Annotated in this window: 18 protein-coding genes and 1 pseudogene; 11 read left to right on the top strand and 8 right to left on the bottom strand. The window is 44.9% G+C overall.

The window, feature by feature from the left end; all coding sequences use genetic code 11:
* The first annotated feature begins 360 nt into the window (after positions 1-360).
* Positions 361-1,887, top strand: coding sequence for a sodium-dependent transporter (locus tag KH172YL63_RS18285; RefSeq protein ID WP_173107433.1), 1,527 nt, complete (start codon positions 361-363; stop codon positions 1,885-1,887).
* Between the two features lies 1 nt (position 1,888).
* On the top strand, positions 1,889-1,996 hold the full coding sequence (locus KH172YL63_RS18280) for a methionine/alanine import family NSS transporter small subunit (protein ID WP_173107432.1): 108 nt from the start codon (positions 1,889-1,891) through the stop codon (positions 1,994-1,996).
* A 41-nt stretch (positions 1,997-2,037) separates the two neighbouring features.
* Here the strand turns inward: KH172YL63_RS18280 and KH172YL63_RS18275 are convergent, their stop codons facing one another.
* Entirely contained in the window at positions 2,038-3,042 is a 1,005-nt protein-coding gene (locus KH172YL63_RS18275; RefSeq protein WP_173107431.1) for a M23 family metallopeptidase, read from the bottom strand.
* A gap of 218 nt (positions 3,043-3,260) precedes the next feature.
* Here KH172YL63_RS18275 and lipA point away from each other — a divergent pair, with 218 nt between their 5' ends.
* A complete protein-coding gene (gene lipA, locus KH172YL63_RS18270) occupies positions 3,261-4,178 on the top strand; it encodes a lipoyl synthase (RefSeq protein ID WP_173107430.1) in 918 nt (305 codons plus the stop codon).
* A 232-nt stretch (positions 4,179-4,410) separates the two neighbouring features.
* On the opposite strand, the gene KH172YL63_RS18265 is transcribed toward lipA, so the two are convergent.
* Positions 4,411-5,136, bottom strand: coding sequence for a YhcN/YlaJ family sporulation lipoprotein (locus KH172YL63_RS18265; RefSeq protein WP_173107429.1), 726 nt, complete (start codon positions 5,134-5,136; stop codon positions 4,411-4,413).
* Between the two features lie 102 nt (positions 5,137-5,238).
* Here KH172YL63_RS18265 and KH172YL63_RS18260 point away from each other — a divergent pair, with 102 nt between their 5' ends.
* Positions 5,239-5,517 carry a YutD family protein gene (locus KH172YL63_RS18260; protein ID WP_173107428.1) on the top strand — a complete coding sequence of 93 codons (279 nt, stop codon included), beginning with the start codon at positions 5,239-5,241 and terminating at the stop codon, positions 5,515-5,517.
* 353 nt (positions 5,518-5,870) lie between these two features.
* On the opposite strand, the gene KH172YL63_RS18255 is transcribed toward KH172YL63_RS18260, so the two are convergent.
* Together KH172YL63_RS18255 and KH172YL63_RS18250 are read right to left on the bottom strand one after the other, a co-directional pair.
* Complete coding sequence (locus tag KH172YL63_RS18255) at positions 5,871-6,179, bottom strand: cytosolic protein (protein WP_173107427.1); 309 nt, start codon at positions 6,177-6,179, stop codon at positions 5,871-5,873.
* Positions 6,180-6,232: 53 nt separating this feature from the next.
* A complete protein-coding gene (locus KH172YL63_RS18250) occupies positions 6,233-6,502 on the bottom strand; it encodes a DUF3055 domain-containing protein (protein WP_173107426.1) in 270 nt (89 codons plus the stop codon).
* Positions 6,503-6,637: 135 nt separating this feature from the next.
* Between KH172YL63_RS18250 and KH172YL63_RS18245 the strand changes: the two genes are divergently transcribed.
* From KH172YL63_RS18245 to KH172YL63_RS18235, 3 genes are all read left to right on the top strand, one after another.
* Positions 6,638-7,075, top strand: a complete 438-nt coding sequence (locus KH172YL63_RS18245; protein ID WP_173107425.1) for a DUF86 domain-containing protein — start codon at positions 6,638-6,640, stop codon at positions 7,073-7,075.
* Positions 7,076-7,178: 103 nt separating this feature from the next.
* Positions 7,179-7,943 carry a TIGR01457 family HAD-type hydrolase gene (locus KH172YL63_RS18240; protein WP_173107424.1) on the top strand — a complete coding sequence of 255 codons (765 nt, stop codon included), beginning with the start codon at positions 7,179-7,181 and terminating at the stop codon, positions 7,941-7,943.
* A gap of 547 nt (positions 7,944-8,490) precedes the next feature.
* Positions 8,491-8,742, top strand: a complete 252-nt coding sequence (locus KH172YL63_RS18235) for a helix-turn-helix domain-containing protein (RefSeq protein WP_173107423.1) — start codon at positions 8,491-8,493, stop codon at positions 8,740-8,742.
* Between the two features lie 367 nt (positions 8,743-9,109).
* Here KH172YL63_RS18235 and KH172YL63_RS18230 read toward each other — a convergent pair whose 3' ends face one another.
* Positions 9,110-9,610 (bottom strand): phosphatidylglycerophosphatase A family protein, encoded by a 501-nt coding sequence (locus KH172YL63_RS18230; RefSeq protein WP_173107422.1) that lies wholly within the window; start codon positions 9,608-9,610, stop codon positions 9,110-9,112.
* Between the two features lie 212 nt (positions 9,611-9,822).
* Here KH172YL63_RS18230 and yutH point away from each other — a divergent pair, with 212 nt between their 5' ends.
* The gene (yutH, locus tag KH172YL63_RS18225) at positions 9,823-10,824 is read left to right on the top strand and encodes a spore coat putative kinase YutH (protein ID WP_173107421.1); all 1,002 of its coding nucleotides are present in this window, start codon (positions 9,823-9,825) and stop codon (positions 10,822-10,824) included.
* Between the two features lie 72 nt (positions 10,825-10,896).
* A complete protein-coding gene (locus tag KH172YL63_RS18220; RefSeq protein WP_173107420.1) occupies positions 10,897-11,859 on the top strand; it encodes a 2-hydroxyacid dehydrogenase in 963 nt (320 codons plus the stop codon).
* A gap of 45 nt (positions 11,860-11,904) precedes the next feature.
* On the opposite strand, the pseudogene KH172YL63_RS18215 reads toward KH172YL63_RS18220, so the two are convergent.
* Positions 11,905-12,144, bottom strand: a pseudogene (locus tag KH172YL63_RS18215) (NifU family protein); the annotation flags it as partial.
* Between the two features lie 194 nt (positions 12,145-12,338).
* Here KH172YL63_RS18215 and KH172YL63_RS18210 point away from each other — a divergent pair.
* Positions 12,339-12,665 carry a YuzD family protein gene (locus tag KH172YL63_RS18210; protein ID WP_173107419.1) on the top strand — a complete coding sequence of 109 codons (327 nt, stop codon included), beginning with the start codon at positions 12,339-12,341 and terminating at the stop codon, positions 12,663-12,665.
* 236 nt (positions 12,666-12,901) lie between these two features.
* On the opposite strand, the gene KH172YL63_RS18205 is transcribed toward KH172YL63_RS18210, so the two are convergent.
* A complete protein-coding gene (locus tag KH172YL63_RS18205) occupies positions 12,902-13,969 on the bottom strand; it encodes an NAD(P)/FAD-dependent oxidoreductase (protein ID WP_173107418.1) in 1,068 nt (355 codons plus the stop codon).
* Between the two features lie 327 nt (positions 13,970-14,296).
* Between KH172YL63_RS18205 and KH172YL63_RS18200 the strand changes: the two genes are divergently transcribed.
* Complete coding sequence (locus tag KH172YL63_RS18200) at positions 14,297-14,533, top strand: YuzB family protein (protein WP_173107417.1); 237 nt, start codon at positions 14,297-14,299, stop codon at positions 14,531-14,533.
* 88 nt (positions 14,534-14,621) lie between these two features.
* Here the strand turns inward: KH172YL63_RS18200 and KH172YL63_RS18195 are convergent, their stop codons facing one another.
* Positions 14,622-15,311 carry a DUF2225 domain-containing protein gene (locus KH172YL63_RS18195; protein WP_232066212.1) on the bottom strand — a complete coding sequence of 230 codons (690 nt, stop codon included), beginning with the start codon at positions 15,309-15,311 and terminating at the stop codon, positions 14,622-14,624.
* Between the last annotated feature and the right edge of the window lie 141 nt (positions 15,312-15,452).

Here is a 15,452-nt window from a genome sequence, read left to right as displayed (position 1 = left end):
GGTGAGACCCCGCAGGACGAAGTCCGAGGAGGCTCACCGCCATCCCCGCGGAAAGCGAGCATCTGGAGCGGAAATCAACCGCATCTCGCTTGTCAAAAAGCCACAATGTTTACGAAAACAGCCTTTAATTTTCATCCCCACCTGAATCTTTATACCCTCGTAATATCCAATATTCGACAAAAACCTTATAGTGAAATAGTACCGGCGCACTTCCTTAAAAATTCTACCGGTAAGGTTAAAAGAAAGCTTTGACAATTGACGTGGAACTAGCTATACTGACTTTAGATTATAAATAATCTGAAAATATAAAAATTTCAAATACCTATATTAGGTAGTTGGAAAGAACTAGGGGGGAACAAAATGGAGAATCGTGCACAGTTTGGTACACGAGCAGGATTTATTCTTGCTGCTGTAGGTTCGGCAATCGGGCTTGGAAACATCTGGCGTTTTCCGGCAGTGGCGTATGAAAATGGTGGGGGAGCATTCTTTATTCCTTATTTATTTGCTCTTCTTACAGCAGGTATTCCTTTATTAGTACTTGAATTCACGATTGGTCATAAGTACCGTGGATCAGCACCGCTATCTTATTTCCGTCTTAATAAGAAAACCGAATGGCTAGGCTGGTGGCAAGTATTGATTGCCTTTGTCATTTCCACCTATTATGCCGTCATCATTGCATGGGCGATGTCATACAGCGTATTCTCTTTCAATCTCGGCTGGGGAACGGAAACAGAATCCTTCCTGTTCAGCGATTATTTGAAACTTTCCGTTGATCCGGGTCAAACAGGAAGCGTCGTACCAGGCGTATTCATCCCGCTTGTCATAGTATGGGCGGTTACACTGGGCATCCTTTTCAAAGGTGTAAAGAAAGGGATCGAAGTAGCGAATAAAATCTTTATTCCGGCACTTGTTATCTTATTCTTAATCATTGTTGTTCGCGCTTTAACTTTACCAGGTGCGCTTGACGGGCTTGATGCCTTCTTCAAACCGGATTTCAGCAAGATCGCAGATCCCGGGGTATGGGTGGCTGCATATGGACAGATTTTCTTCAGTTTATCCATTGCCTTTGCCATCATGATTACGTACTCAAGTTATCTGCCGAAGAAATCTGATATCACAAACAATGCTTTCATCACAGGTTTCAGTAATTCAGGCTTTGAATTATTGGCCGGTATCGGGGTATTTGCCGCATTAGGATTCATGGCGCAGTCCCAGGGTGTTTCTGTGCAGGAAGTCGTAAGCGGTGGCGTTGGGCTTGCATTTGTTGTCTTCCCGCAAATCATCAACGAATTCCCGGCATTCAATGAAGTATTTGGATTCCTATTCTTTGCTTCCCTGGTCCTTGCCGGTTTATCATCCCTGATTTCGATTTCTGAGACCTATGTAGCAGCTGTTTCAGAGAAGTTCGGAATCTCACGTAACAAAGCTGTCCTTTTCGGGGGCGGACTTTCAGCGATCATCTCCATCCTGTTTGCAACACAGGGCGGACTGTTGTTCCTGGATGTAGCAGATTATTTCATCAACCAATTCGGTGTAGCCTTCGTTGGACTTGTAGAAGTAGTCGTCATTGCATGGTTCCTGCGCAAGCTTGGTGCTTTCCAATCTCATGCAAACGGCATCTCTGACCTTCACCTCGGCACTTGGTGGAAAGTGTGCCTTGGCGTCATCACACCGATCGTCCTTGGCTGGATGATGTTCGGTTTATTCAAAATGAACTTACTGAAAGAGTTTGAAACAGAGACTGGTAACTACGGCGGTTACTCAGATACATTCATTCTTTACAGCGGATGGTTCGTGGCCGCATTCGCGATCCTTGTAGGGGTTGCACTAGGATATAAACGCTGGCATGCCAAAACAGAAGCTGAAAGCTTTAAGGAGGTAAGCTAACATGACAGGTAGTGCGATTGTTATGATGGTTGTCGGAGTGGTCATCATCTGGGGTGGCTTGGCAGCGAGTATCATGAATGCTGTATCCAAATCGAAAAATCAAGCATAATTGAAAAGAAGCAGACGATGGATATCCCATTGTCTGCTTTTTTAATGCTTCCTGCTGTCGATTCGGTCCTGTCTTTCCCACATCCTCAAATGTGGATAGGGGTCAAAGGACCACTCAGTCAAGCCGTTATCCTTATACATCCCGTAGTGCAAATGGGGAGGGAATTTTCCTGATGTACCCGGAGGGCCGTATCCAGAGCTTCCGACGCCGCCGATCACCATCCCTGGTTCAACAACCTGGCCGACATGAAGGTCTTTGGCGAACCCGCTCAAGTGGGCAAAATAATGATACGTATTATTGATATCCCGTATCCCGATCCTCCAGCCCCCATAACGGTTCCATCCTTTCATTTCGATGATCCCATAGGAAGTGGCCCTGACAGGTACGCCGTAGTCTGCAAAAAGGTCCGTCCCTTCGTGTATCCGTCTGCCTCCCCAGCCGCGGGCATCTCCCCACGTATTCCTGTAACTGTAATTGAATCGGAGGGGCAGGGGAAAGGCTTTTTTATTTAAATGAATCGTTCCATATTGTTTATAGATCTTCGCATTTCCCATGATGATGCTGACCGTCTTATCACGCTTATAATAGTCCCAAAGGGCAAGCTTGAAATTGTCCCTGTCGATGCCGTAGCGCAATAGATACTCCGTCATCGCTGCCAGGATATCTTCATCGCTTTCCAGGCTGGCCTTTCCATCAAGGTCCCCATCACGCCCACGTCCTCCGAATAAAGCAATCGTTTTAGGATTGTCATCATCCCGATCAGGATTGAGGGGGCCGACCCATCTTTCAGGCTCCATATAAATTGAAATAAGAGAAGAGGGCTTATCCCTGTCCTTTCTGGCAAACCGGAGGCTGCGTTCATATTGATCGATGGCAGCCAGGTAGTACCACGGAATCTGGGTCAGCGTTTCACTTTTTTGGAACAGTTCCATCCTTTTTGTGTGAATCTGTTCATCCGTCAGTGGTTCCGCTGCGACTGAACGGCCGGGACCGGTCAATACGAATATTGCCACAATGGTCAAGACCAATCTTTTGTACAAAATCATCACTCCATTTTTAGAGGCCTAATAGTAGTTTGTATCGTTCGGCAGGAATCATAATCATCAATAAATGGTAATAGGGTATCACATGCTTGTTTTCACATTTTTAGTATGATAAAGTGACAAAAGAAGTATATTGATGATGACTTTATTTACATAAAGATGAACGATACAGCGTTTCACTCTTTGCCTAAGTCAGAATTTTAGGATTGGAGATGAGGGGTATGAGCAAGAAAGATGAACATATTCGTAAACCGGATTGGCTTAAAATTAAGCTGAATACGAACGATAATTATATGGGCTTGAAAAAGATGATGCGTGAGAACAACCTTCACACAGTTTGTGAAGAAGCACGCTGTCCTAACATCCATGAGTGCTGGGGAACGAGACGTACAGCCACTTTCATGATCCTTGGGGATATCTGTACCCGTGCATGCCGTTTCTGCGCAGTCAAGACAGGACTACCGACTGAGTTGGATCTGAAAGAACCTGAACGCGTAGCAGATTCAGTTAAATTGATGAACCTGAAACACGTCGTTATCACGGCAGTTGCCCGTGACGACCTGAAAGACGGAGGATCAAAAGTATTTGCTGAAACGGTCCGTGCCATCCGCCGCAAAAGTCCGTTCACTTCAATCGAAGTATTGCCATCCGATATGGGTGGAATCTTCGATAACATCAAAACATTGATGGATGCGAAGCCGGACATCATGAACTACAACGTTGAAACCGTTCGCCGCCTGACGCCAAGGGTTCGTGCCCGTGCAACATATGACCGCACACTGGAATTCCTGCGTCGTGCCAAAGAATTGAATCCTGATATCCCGACTAAATCAAGCATCATGGTTGGTCTGGGGGAAACGAAGGAAGAAATCCTTGAAACAATGGATGATCTTCGTGCGCACCATGTTGATATCGTCACGCTGGGTCAATACCTGCAGCCATCCAAGAAACACTTAAAGGTTCAAAAGTATTACCACCCGGACGAATTCGCCGAACTGCGTGAAGCAGCAATGGAAAAAGGCTTCAGCCACTGTGAAGCAGGCCCGCTCGTACGTTCTTCTTATCATGCCGATGAGCAGGTAAACGCAGCAGCCAAAGCAAGACAAGCCAAAGGTGAGCAGGAAGTTCTAAACGCTTAATCTTACACATACAAAAGGACTGACTTGAAGGAGAAGCTCTCTAACAGTCAGTCCTTTTTATAGATATGGGTGTTTGTCGGGCAAGTGCAAGCCGCCTGCGCTTTTCGATTGTCCAGCTCCGGCGGCTAGAGGCTCGAGGTCATAAGTCAAACCGGTCAAAAAGGCAAAGAGCGCCTTTTCGTCCGGTTCGCCTTATGCTTGTCGCCTCCGCTCAAGCCGCCTGCGCTTTTCTTTAGTCCATCAGTTTGTCTGTGTCGGTGTAGTCGTTGCGTTTTTGACGGCTTTTGTTGATCGTGTGGGTATCGTCATCCCGCATTTCATTCGTCATTTCACCGTTGGCATTTTCCCCGGCGTCTATGTTTCTTCCTTGTGGAGAATCCTGAAGCATGAGGTTGATGGTGTCATCGATGGCAGTGTTGACGTTGTCGCTGTCACTGTCCATCTTTGCCAGGTTTTCAACATTTCTCATCAGACTTTTGTCATCGGTGACATAGACATGGTACCAGCGTGGTATGACTGACATGGCAGTTTTTTTGACTTGGTCGGCTACTTCATAACGGCCTTTTTTATCTTTTTTATCAGTGATGTAGGACACGAGCACTTCCTCGTCCGTCACCAGTGTGGAGCAATCTTTCACATCGGGAAGGGCGACACTCATCTTACTGATACTGTCAGCTACCTGTTCCCTGTCGATGCTGTACATATCCTTCGTGGAAATGGTTTGACCGCCGGTGGGACTCTTTTGCTGACGCACATAACCGAAGCTTTCCCCGCGGTGGGCGCCTTTTTTAGTCCAATTGTTTTCGTTATAAAGGTCTTCCCTGTCGCTTACATTGATTGTATTGCCATTGTCATGGTACATTTCTTCATTGGCTGTGTCGATGCCGTTACAGGCTGTACCAATGAGTGCAATGCTTAGTACCGTCGATCCGAGAATAAATTTATTCAACTTAAACACCCCCTATTTGATAGGGTGACCATCTCTAAATGCAATTTTTCATAGTAATTAATGGACAATCCGTTATAATTTAAAATAAGGAAATGAAAGTGGGTGGACGGAATGATTTGTGTACAGAATTCGTGCTACGAAATCGTTGAAGAATTCAGAGACGGATTCAACGAGGAAGCATTTAAGGAAAGATACAGCGATATTTTAAGCAAATATGACTACATCCTCGGCGATTGGGGATACGGCCAGCTCAGACTGAAAGGTTTCTTCGATGACCATAATCAGAAGTCATCTTTTGACACCAAGGTTAGCACACATAAAGATTACTTATATGAATACTGTAATTTTGGCTGTGCATATTTTCTTGTGAAAAAAGTCAGCAAAGCATAGGGATGGGGAACAGACGTGAATGCGTTTGTTCCTTTTTTATGAGCTGCTTGATGAAAAAAGTGTGTTTTTCAAAGAGAAGAGGCTAGTTTTAGCTACATGAAGCTGATTATTGCTTTATCACCAGTGGTTTACAGCGTGGGCTGCTTGCCGGCGGAGGTTTATTGCGTAACTTTCAAGGATCATTGCGTAACAATCGGGGTTTATTGCGTGAATTTCAGCATGTATTGCGTGAGAATGGAGGTTGATTGCGTAATTAGGCCTCTCCTCGCCTGACCTGCCCTCCTCCAGGCTCGCCAACCCATCCCCCATAAAAAAACAGGATGAAGCCACATCGCTCCATCCCGTCTCCACCCTCACTCCTCACTTTCAGTATAAGGAGTCTGTTCATTCACATCAGGATCGGCGTGGACCGGGTGGGATCCAGGTTCTTGCCGTGGTATATCCTGATGGAGGGATTTATTTTCATAGTTGAAGGCGCTGTATGGGCGCTGGCCTTCTTCCCATGGGGTGCTTTTGTTTTCTACCGGGGTGTGCTTGCCCCGGGGGGATCCGTAGGGACCTTCCGGGAGCGTTTCCGGTACGATGAAGTTGCGGTATGTTTCAACGTTGGAGAAGTCACTGTATTGCTCTTCTTTGTCGTTTTCATCCGTTCTTTTTCTCATAAGTCTCCCACCTTTCATAGGTGTAGTATGTGAGTGGGAGGGAGAGTTCATTCCTACAGGATGATTTCTCCTAAGAAGTCCCGCAGTTCATCTGCTTCTTCTTCGGTAAGTTTAAAGACGCTTTCGATGTATCCAGGTTCGTCAAGGTCGTCCCGGCCGATGATGGAGAAGCGGTTTCCCTGGAGATCGAGCACGAGGGACTTACCGTAGTAGCGCTCGGTTTGGGTGATGGCCAGGTCGTAGCGCTGGTTTTCACCCATGAAGCTGACAAACCGGGTTTTTGTATTTTCCATATCGTCATATAAATAAAATCGTTCAGTCATTACAACGTCCTCCTCAATTTCTGCTCCCTACATCATATCAAACTGAGGGAAGAAATGCAGGATGTACCTATATGCCGGTAAAGAAATTATGTTAAAATAAGGTGTGAAGATTTCGTTTCAGAAAGAGGTGGCACCGTGTATTTCGTAGACAGAGAAAAGATTGAACAAACTTTAGTGTACATGAATGAGCAGTTAATCCTTGTGAAAGAGCGTGATCAGTGGAGCTCTACAGTAGAGAAATTGGCGTTGGAGCGGATCAGCCACACCATCATTGAATCCGTGCTTGATGTAGGCAACAGCATGATCGATGGATTCATCATGAGAGATCCAGGCAGCTATGAGGATATCATTGATATTCTGTTGGACGAAAAAGTGATTGACGGGAAGATGAGTGAAGACCTGAAAAAGCTGGTTGAACAGCGTAAAACGCTTGTTCAGGATTACATCTCGGTGGATCATGGGCAGCTGCATTCAGTTTTACAGGATGTTTTCCCAACGCTAGTTCAGTTGCCGGAACAGGTGCGGAGCTACCTTGAACATGAACTCGGACCGGTATCGGCCTTTAAAAATTAATAGCATTTGACAGCGCTTTCTGACCAGGGAGCGCTTTATTATTTGGTAACAGGAAATCAGCCTGAGAAGGGTATACTATACAAACAATCTTGGAGGTATAAGAATGAAAGCATATAAAGGCTACCTGATTGATTTAGACGGAACGATGTACAAAGGGAAAGAGAAGATCGAGGAAGCAGGTGATTTCGTGAAACGCCTGCAGGACAAGGGGCTGCCTTATCTGTTTGTAACGAATAACTCTTCGAGAAGGCCTGAACAGGTGGCAGAAAAACTCCGTTCGTTCGATATCCCTGCAACAGAAGAGCAGGTATTCACAACCTCGATGGCGACGGCACAGTTCATCGCACAGAAGAAACCGAATGGCACAGCTTATGTGATCGGTGAAGAGGGAATCCGTTCCGCACTTGAAGAGAATGGAATCACCTTGCAGGATGAGCACCCGGATTTCGTCGTTGTTGGGATTGATCGGGGCATTAACTATGAAAAGCTTGCCCTTGCCTGCCTTGGAGTCAGGAATGGGGCCACTTTCATCTCGACGAATGGGGATATCGCCATTCCGACAGAAAGAGGGCTGCTTCCTGGGAATGGTTCTTTGACATCGGTTGTGACGGTTTCTACCCAGACAGAACCGATTTTTATCGGTAAACCGGAATCGATCATCATGGAGCAGGCACTGGAAGTGTTGGGCGTTCCGAAAGAAGATACGCTCATGGTTGGGGATAATTACGATACAGACATTTTGGCCGGGATCAATGCAGGTCTTGATACGCTGCTCGTCCATACTGGCGTCACGACCAAAGAGGGGCTGAAGTCTAAAGAAATTCAGCCAACCTATACGATTGAAGACTTAAGCGAATGGGAGATCTGATATAGGATAACAGTTTTTAAACATTTTTGGCAAAAATATCATGAATTAGAAAAGTATTCATAATAGACAATGAACGCAGGGATAAGTACAATAGAACTAGTGTTGAAAGAAGTAATCATAGTAATCAGAATACTTTTTATCCTTAAGGACCGTGGTTATGGTCCTTTTTGTCACGGCATACCTGCACCTAGTAGGTATCTTTGTGAATTAAATAAGAAGTTACTCCGTATATTATGCAGTTCCTCATCCAGCTAACTTTCACTTTCCATTACACATGCCTAGAGTACTTAGAAGAATCGGGAGCCTAAAGGGCCAAAGGAATATGTTAGGTGAAAATAATTATTTTCTTTGAGAGTGTTCCGAAAATACGTGTAAAGACAATGAACGAGGGTAAACACAGAAGGTAGTAGGGGACTATTAGCGTTGATTCCGTTTCAATTTCTAACTATTCTTTACGAATGCAAACAACTTTACGAATGAAAGTCAATGTTGATTTTCGAAACATTCCACAACATTTCTAAAGAATTTTTAAAAGGGTAGTGAGGTAATGAGTATTACGGTTACAGGACTTGTCGGAAAGAAAATCAGATACCATCGAAGAGCAAAAGAAATCACCATCCAAGCATTAAGCCGCAAGTGTGGATTGACAGTAAATTATATTTCTTTGATTGAAAAAGGAGAGGCCAACCCTTCTCTGAACAAGCTTAACGCTATCGTATGTGCCTTGGATATCCAATGGGAAGATATTATGCCAAATTGCGAAGAACACCAAGAAATTTACAATCAAACGATACTTTAATGAACTGATTTTCTCTTTATTTTTCTTGTTTGATCAGAATGCTACAACCATTACTGAACATTAATCATAGGGTTTAGAGGGTATCAATAAAGGCTTCACTCAGAATCAAATCAGGAGTCACAGCTCCCCGTTCCAAAAATGAAGCCTTTCATTGATGAATTTCGTAGGAGAGAAATTCTTGGTACAATTAAATTGCACGTAATTACAACTATAATTGTAATTATATAGAACTATCTTATGAAGTGCAATCATAAAGTTAGTTAAAAAAGATCTTTATTAAAAAGTCTTGAATAGAGTGAGGAACAGCACACTTCTTCTATCACTAAAGAAATCAGACGGCCATGGTCGTCTGATTTTTTTTATTTGTTTATTCTGCGTGTTCGGCCCGGTGTGCGAGCCTGCTGGAAGCGGCCGCGGCGATGGCACCCACGATATCATCGAGGAATGTATGACACGCGCCGGAAGATTTATCGTTTAACCGCTCAAGGATTCCCGGTTTTTGTTTATCGATGTAACCATAGTTTGTAAAACCGATCGATCCGTAAACGTTCACGATGGAAAAGGCGAGGATTTCATCGACCCCGTATAAGCCTTCATCCACTTCAATGATCGATTGGAGTGGTTGCTCAAGCATCTTTTTCTCCGCTAATATATCAAGTTGAATACCTGTCAGTATCGCATTCTGTACTTCCCGTTTCGTCAGTACCCGTTCAACATTATAGACACATTCCTTTAATTCCAGATCAGGATGATATTTTTGCTGAAGGTACATGACCAATTGAGCGATGTCTTCAATCTCGACGCCTCTTTCGTGCAGCCATTTTCTTGCCGTCTTCTCTAATAAATCCATTGAATCTTTATCCTTCATCCTATTCACCTTTTTCTTTGAAAGATTATATAACCCCTGTTTCGATTAGACGAAGCCTTGTTTTACTCATATGATTCCCGATTGAAAAATAGACATAATAATAGCTTCTGTACTCATTCTTGCCCATCCCGGGATTCGGATATTCATCCGGAAGGAAATCGGATAGATGTGTACAGGAAAAATGTCGGTCACTTTAGATAGGAGAGATCTGTATGTCTCAAGAAATATTAATCAATCACTTTGGGCTGCATCCTGAGCGGGCATATTTCGATGGTATGATGGATCGCTATTTGGTCGGGGGATTAATATATAGTATTGTTGGCGTTTCGGATATGGAACAGGAAACGCTTGTGGAACTTTATAAATTAGCCGAGCATCTGAAAATCCATGGTGACCGGAATGTATCAACGTTTGTACCGAACAAGGAAGGAAGATTCCTCGTCGTCGAGAAAAACAATGACTACGTTGTCCTGAGAAATGAAAACATCCCATCCCCGCCGGAAAATAAAATAGGAAGAAAGCTGGCCAAATTCCATTTCAGGGGACGGACCTTTGAAGAGAAAGTCGAGCGGATCAACAGGATGGGGCAGTGGAAGGACCTGTGGGAGAAGCGTCTGTCACAGTTGGAGAAAGCGTATTATCAGGTCATACAGGATCAGCCAGCTGATGAGTTTGAACGGCGTTTCGTGGAGAGTTATCCATATTATAATGCCCTCTCTGAAAATGCGATTCAATACCTGGTGGATACGGAACTCGATGAAGACCCGACTGCGGTTGATGCAGGCACTGTTTGCCATGAACGGTTCCTTCAATCGACCTGGGGAAAAGATGTTTCCATCCATTTCCCATTTCAGTGGGTATTTGACCATGGGAGCAGGGATATCGCCGAATGGGTGAGGGAGCGGTATTTCATGAGGAGCCAGACATTTCACCCGGATCTGCAGGAGTTCATGAAGGAGTATGAATCGGTCAGTCCGCTGTCCCCGTTTTCCTGGAGATTGCTGTACGCGAGACTGCTGTTTCCCCTTCATTATTTCGAGTGCATCGAGGAGTATTATATTTCCGGATCTGAACAGCAGAAGAAGATTGTAGAAGATAAACTCGAGCGTTATTTAAAGAACTCCCAACAATATGAATCGTTCCTGTCGGATTTTTATCATATGACTGAAGTGCCGGTGAAGAAATGGGGAATCCCCCTTGTGGCATGGCTTTAGAGAGTTATCCGTCAAGATGGGCTTCCCCGTTTGTGCTACACTAAGGTAAAAGTGTGAAGGTAGGGAGTTCATTTGAAGCCATATATTTATATTACGAGAAAGCTGCCTGCAGAGGTTGTGGAGCCGCTGAGTGAGCACTTCGAAGTCGAGATGTGGGAGCACGGGGATGTCCCTGTTCCAAGGGAGGTCCTGCTCAATAAAGCAGAACGTGCTTCCGCTTTACTGACGATGCTCTCTGATCAGGTGGACAGGGAGCTGCTGCACCGGTCGCCTCTTCTTCAAGTCGTGGCGAACCTGGCGGTGGGATATGATAATATTGATCTCCAAGGGGCAAAGGAATTCGGCGTCACCATATGCAATACGCCAGATGTACTGACTGAAACCACGGCCGACCTGACGTTTGCATTAATGATGGCAACGGCAAGGAGGATCGTCGAGGCTGATCGCTATATTAAAGAAGGAAAATGGAAGAGCTGGTCGCCTCTTCTCCTTGCTGGCATGGATATTCACCACAAAACGATGGGGATCATCGGGATGGGAAGCATCGGTGAGGCGGTTGCAAAAAGGGCAAAGGGATTCAGCATGGATGTCCTGTATCATAATCGCACAAGAAAATATGAAGCAGAAAAGGAGCTTGGTGTCAGCTATGCGGCTCTTGACGAACTTCTTGCCAAATCGGATTTCGTCGTGATCCTTGCACCCCTCAATGCCGGTACGAAAGGGATGTTCCAGGAAGAACAGTTCCGCTTGATGAAGAATTCTGCGATCCTCGTCAATGCTGCCAGGGGCCCGATTGTTAATGAAAAAGCCCTGGAGCAGGCGTTGGAGGATGGTCAGATAGCCGGAGCGGGTCTAGACGTATTTGAAAGCGAACCGATCGACCGGGATCATCCGCTGCTACGTTTCGATCAAGTAGTCGCCCTTCCCCATATCGGAAGCTCATCAACAGACACCCGATATGGGATGATGACCCTATGTGTAGAGAATATCACAGCAGTCTTGAATGGGGAAAACCCGAAGACTGAGGTGAAGTAAATAAAAAAGCCTGAATCGGAAAGATTCAGGCTTTAACATGCTTTATTAGAATACTTGCTCTACTTCAACGATGCCAGGAACTTCTTCCACTAGGGCGCGTTCGATTCCTGCTTTTAATGTGATCGTTGAACTTGGGCAGCTTCCGCAGGCGCCAAGCAGACGTAATTTTACAATCCCATCTTCTACGTCGACCAATTCACAATCTCCACCATCGCGAAGTAGGAACGGTCGTAATTTATCTAATACTTCCTGAACGGGTGCAATCATTTCGTTTTCAGCCATCATTATCTACTCCTTTCCTTATCTTCTATTATAATGACATATTCGCAAAAAATCTATCAACCTGCAAATGATTGGGCATTTCTTTTTGCAGAAAAGTTTCCCATCCCGTTTTCAGCAACAATTCGGCTGAATAGTGTTCCAACTTTTCTGCTTTTTTTGTAAAATATACAGAAGAGGGAAGAAAAGGGGAGAAGGATATGGAACACAAGCGAGCAGAACTGTATGTATACGGGGCAGAAGTGACTTGTCCGAGCTGCGTGAACTTACCATCATCGAAAGAAACCTGCGAATGGCTCCAGGCGGCCGTGAGCAGAAAATACCCGAATCAGCCTTTTGAGATCAAATACGTAGATATCCACAATCCACCTGAAGATGAAGCGGTGAAAAGCTTTGCTTCACGGGTGATCGAGGAGGATATGTTTTATCCGGTCGTGCTGCTGGACGGAAATATCATCGGGGAAGGCAATCCCCGCTTAAAGGTGATTTATTCAGAACTTGAGAAATATGGATATAAAGCAGTGTGAGGAACTGATCAATCTCTAATGGGGATTGGCTTTTTTTGCCGGGAAAAAATGAAAACTGCTATCTGTTTTGAAACACCGCAGTAGTCTTAACCCTGCATTCCAATCAAAGGCTGGACAGGGTTTCATTCTATGCTATTATTAAAACAAAAAATCCGAACGACCATTCGTTATCTAGAGAAGAACTTCGAATGGTCGTTCGGATTTTATTTCCTTAAAGGCTTTTGTCCAGGTGGGCATCAGCCATTATGATACTTATACATCCACAGCACGCCTGATTTTAATAATCTGGCGACGCGGCCGGTGATGGAGCGTTCATTCACAAGACCGAAGCCATGTTTCTTGCCGAGGGAACCGAGGATCCCTTTTAGCTTGATCTTAGGCAGTTCTTCCGGAAGCTCTTCATTATTCCAGCGCTTGAGGAGAATGGTCACGATTTGTTCTGCCTGACCTTCAGCGAGCTGTGCACTCGGGGCCTGAGGGAGGCTTGCACAGTCTCCGACAACATAGACGTTCTCATCCTGAGGGAGGTTATGATATTTTGACAAAATCACCCGTCCGCTTCCATCTTTCTCAACGTCCATATCCCGGACGACTTTGCTCGGCTGTATGCCTGCCGTCCACACGATGGCATCGCAGAAAATCTGTTCTTCATGATTATGAAGGGTGTTCGGTTCCACTTTCGTGATATTCGAATTGTTGACAATCTCCACGCCGTTCTCATCGAACCAGCCATGCACATAAGAGCTCAGGCGCTCAGGGAATGCATTGAGGATACGCGGGCCGCGGTCGAATAATTTAATCTTCAGATCAGAGCGGCTTTCACGGAGTTCACTGGCAAGCTCGATCCCGCTTAAACCGGCACCCACAATCCCGACTATCGAACCTGCAGGAAGGTTGCACAGCGTCTGGTAAGTCCTGCGGGATCTTTCAATCGTCTGGATCGAATATGTATGCTCATCTGCACCAGGTACGTTATGGTACTTGTCTTCGCATCCGAGTCCAATGACGAGATCATCGTAAGGGACGGATTCTTGATCTTTCATCAATACGCGTTTATTGTCCATATCCACTCCGGTGATATCCCCATATACATAGGATAAACGGGCATGTTCCGGGAAAGATACGCGTACATGTTGATCTGAAATCGTACCTGCGGCAAGCGCGTAGTATTCAGTCTTCAGGCAGTGGTAAGGATTGCGGTCAATCAGGGTAATCGATACATCATCAGGTAATTGGTTGGGTAGTAAGCGAAGCAGAACGCGCATGTTCCCATATCCTCCGCCAAGCAGCACTAATTGTTTCATGAAAAATTTCCCCTTTTTGCACTCTCAATTATTGTTGAATAGTATGTTTGTATGAATAATAAACCCGTATTGATACGGTGGTCATATTCCGAGGATGCTATGCAGAAGCGTATCCAGGGAAAGTAAGCATTTTCAATGTGAAGCATATTTCCTGTATTTCCGACATTAATAAACCTATTAACATTAAAAGTATATCGAAATAAAGGTCTTTTCACAACAGAAATAAGCGAAAATGTTCACAATCTGTTATACGATTGGGAGTAATGCAAATGATTGACGATAGTGATAAAAAAAGGTAGCATAACAAAGAGTAGTGAGGTGATAGAAATGAAACCGATTATAGAATTTTGTATAAGCAATCTTGCTAGTGGTGCGCAAAAAGCGCTTGAGATATTGGAAAGAGATCCGAACCTTGATGTGATTGAGTACGGATGTCTGGGCTACTGCGGGAAGTGTGCCCAATCTTTTTATGCCTTAGTCAATGGCGAAGTCGTCACAGGGGATACGCCTGAAGAATTGGTCGATCATATCTATCAATTTCTGGAAGAGAACCCGATGTTCTAAGGGAAAGCTGGTCATGGGACCGGCTTATTTTTTTGTTTGCGAATTGCTTGGTTATGCAAAATAAAAAACAGCGGGGGCCCGCTGTTTTTTACATAGACTGTATCTCTTTATAAGTATCACGCATTTCATGCCAGCGGTCCCTTGCCATCTCGATGATTTTCGGCTCGGTGGAAAGATGCTGCTTGGCGATCACTTTAGAAAGATACGAAACCGATTCTTCGATTTTGTCCTGCCTTCTCAGCAGTTCGGCGATGATATACAGAAGCTTTGTTTCTGACATCGTTAAACCGGCTGCGCCATCGGTCAAATAGGCGTCAATGTATTCGTGGGTGGCGAGGTTGATGAAACGTCTTTCCTGTTCCTTTTCACCTGTTTTCCGGTAAAGCCACGCAGTCCGTAGATAAAGGCCTGCGATGGTCACCTTTTTTTCTTTTTTGATCAGACCGCAGTAGGCGGCCAATTTATATGTATTGATTCCATCTTCGTATGATCGGATTTTACCGTAATCCTGGGGCTGCCAGTGGAGGCTGATCTTCTTCTCGAGCTCCGCCTTCAGTACCGGCGGGATGTAAACAGAAAAATCATCCGTATAGGAAAAGCCGCATTTCGGGCAGACAGATACGTTATAAAGCAAAGGATTCACTTCATCAGATTCATATAAGGGACAAAAGTCGCTGTCATATCCTTTGACTTTCACGAAGCGGGATCGGATCCTGGTCGTAGTATACGCGTGTTTACAAGAGAGACACTGAGTTTTTTTATCATAAAAGGGTGTCACTTCTGTCAAGAATACCACCTCCCCAATCGGGACTATTTACCTTATTATACCCTGCTGGAATATCGGGAGACCAGCATTTTTTGGGTGAGGTAAGCAAAAAGTCACGAATCGATGGGGCTTGCAAGAAAAATATTTACCAAT

This window comes from Bacillus sp. KH172YL63 (assembly GCF_011398925.1).
GTDB lineage: Bacteria > Bacillota > Bacilli > Bacillales > Bacillaceae_B > Rossellomorea.
The sequence above is the reverse complement of the archived record's forward strand: the minus strand, read 5'-3'. Positions and strand labels throughout refer to the sequence as shown.

Excerpts from the sequence above, each read along its gene's own strand:
- KH172YL63_RS18250 (WP_173107426.1), bottom strand. The coding sequence starts at position 6,502 with ATGACTGAACGATTTTATTTATATGACGATATGGAAAATACAAAAACC.
- KH172YL63_RS18275 (WP_173107431.1), bottom strand. The coding sequence starts at position 3,042 with ATGATTTTGTACAAAAGATTGGTCTTGACCATTGTGGCAATATTCGTA.
- KH172YL63_RS18235 (WP_173107423.1), top strand. The coding sequence starts at position 8,491 with ATGAGTATTACGGTTACAGGACTTGTCGGAAAGAAAATCAGATACCAT.
- KH172YL63_RS18230 (WP_173107422.1), bottom strand. The coding sequence starts at position 9,610 with ATGAAGGATAAAGATTCAATGGATTTATTAGAGAAGACGGCAAGAAAA.
- KH172YL63_RS18240 (WP_173107424.1), top strand. The coding sequence starts at position 7,179 with ATGAAAGCATATAAAGGCTACCTGATTGATTTAGACGGAACGATGTAC.
- KH172YL63_RS18260 (WP_173107428.1), top strand. The coding sequence starts at position 5,239 with ATGATTTGTGTACAGAATTCGTGCTACGAAATCGTTGAAGAATTCAGA.
- KH172YL63_RS18205 (WP_173107418.1), bottom strand. The coding sequence starts at position 13,969 with ATGAAACAATTAGTGCTGCTTGGCGGAGGATATGGGAACATGCGCGTT.
- yutH (WP_173107421.1), top strand. The coding sequence starts at position 9,823 with ATGTCTCAAGAAATATTAATCAATCACTTTGGGCTGCATCCTGAGCGG.
- KH172YL63_RS18285 (WP_173107433.1), top strand. The coding sequence starts at position 361 with ATGGAGAATCGTGCACAGTTTGGTACACGAGCAGGATTTATTCTTGCT.
- KH172YL63_RS18280 (WP_173107432.1), top strand. The coding sequence starts at position 1,889 with ATGACAGGTAGTGCGATTGTTATGATGGTTGTCGGAGTGGTCATCATC.
- KH172YL63_RS18255 (WP_173107427.1), bottom strand. The coding sequence starts at position 6,179 with ATGAGAAAAAGAACGGATGAAAACGACAAAGAAGAGCAATACAGTGAC.
- lipA (WP_173107430.1), top strand. The coding sequence starts at position 3,261 with ATGAGCAAGAAAGATGAACATATTCGTAAACCGGATTGGCTTAAAATT.
- KH172YL63_RS18200 (WP_173107417.1), top strand. The coding sequence starts at position 14,297 with ATGAAACCGATTATAGAATTTTGTATAAGCAATCTTGCTAGTGGTGCG.
- KH172YL63_RS18210 (WP_173107419.1), top strand. The coding sequence starts at position 12,339 with ATGGAACACAAGCGAGCAGAACTGTATGTATACGGGGCAGAAGTGACT.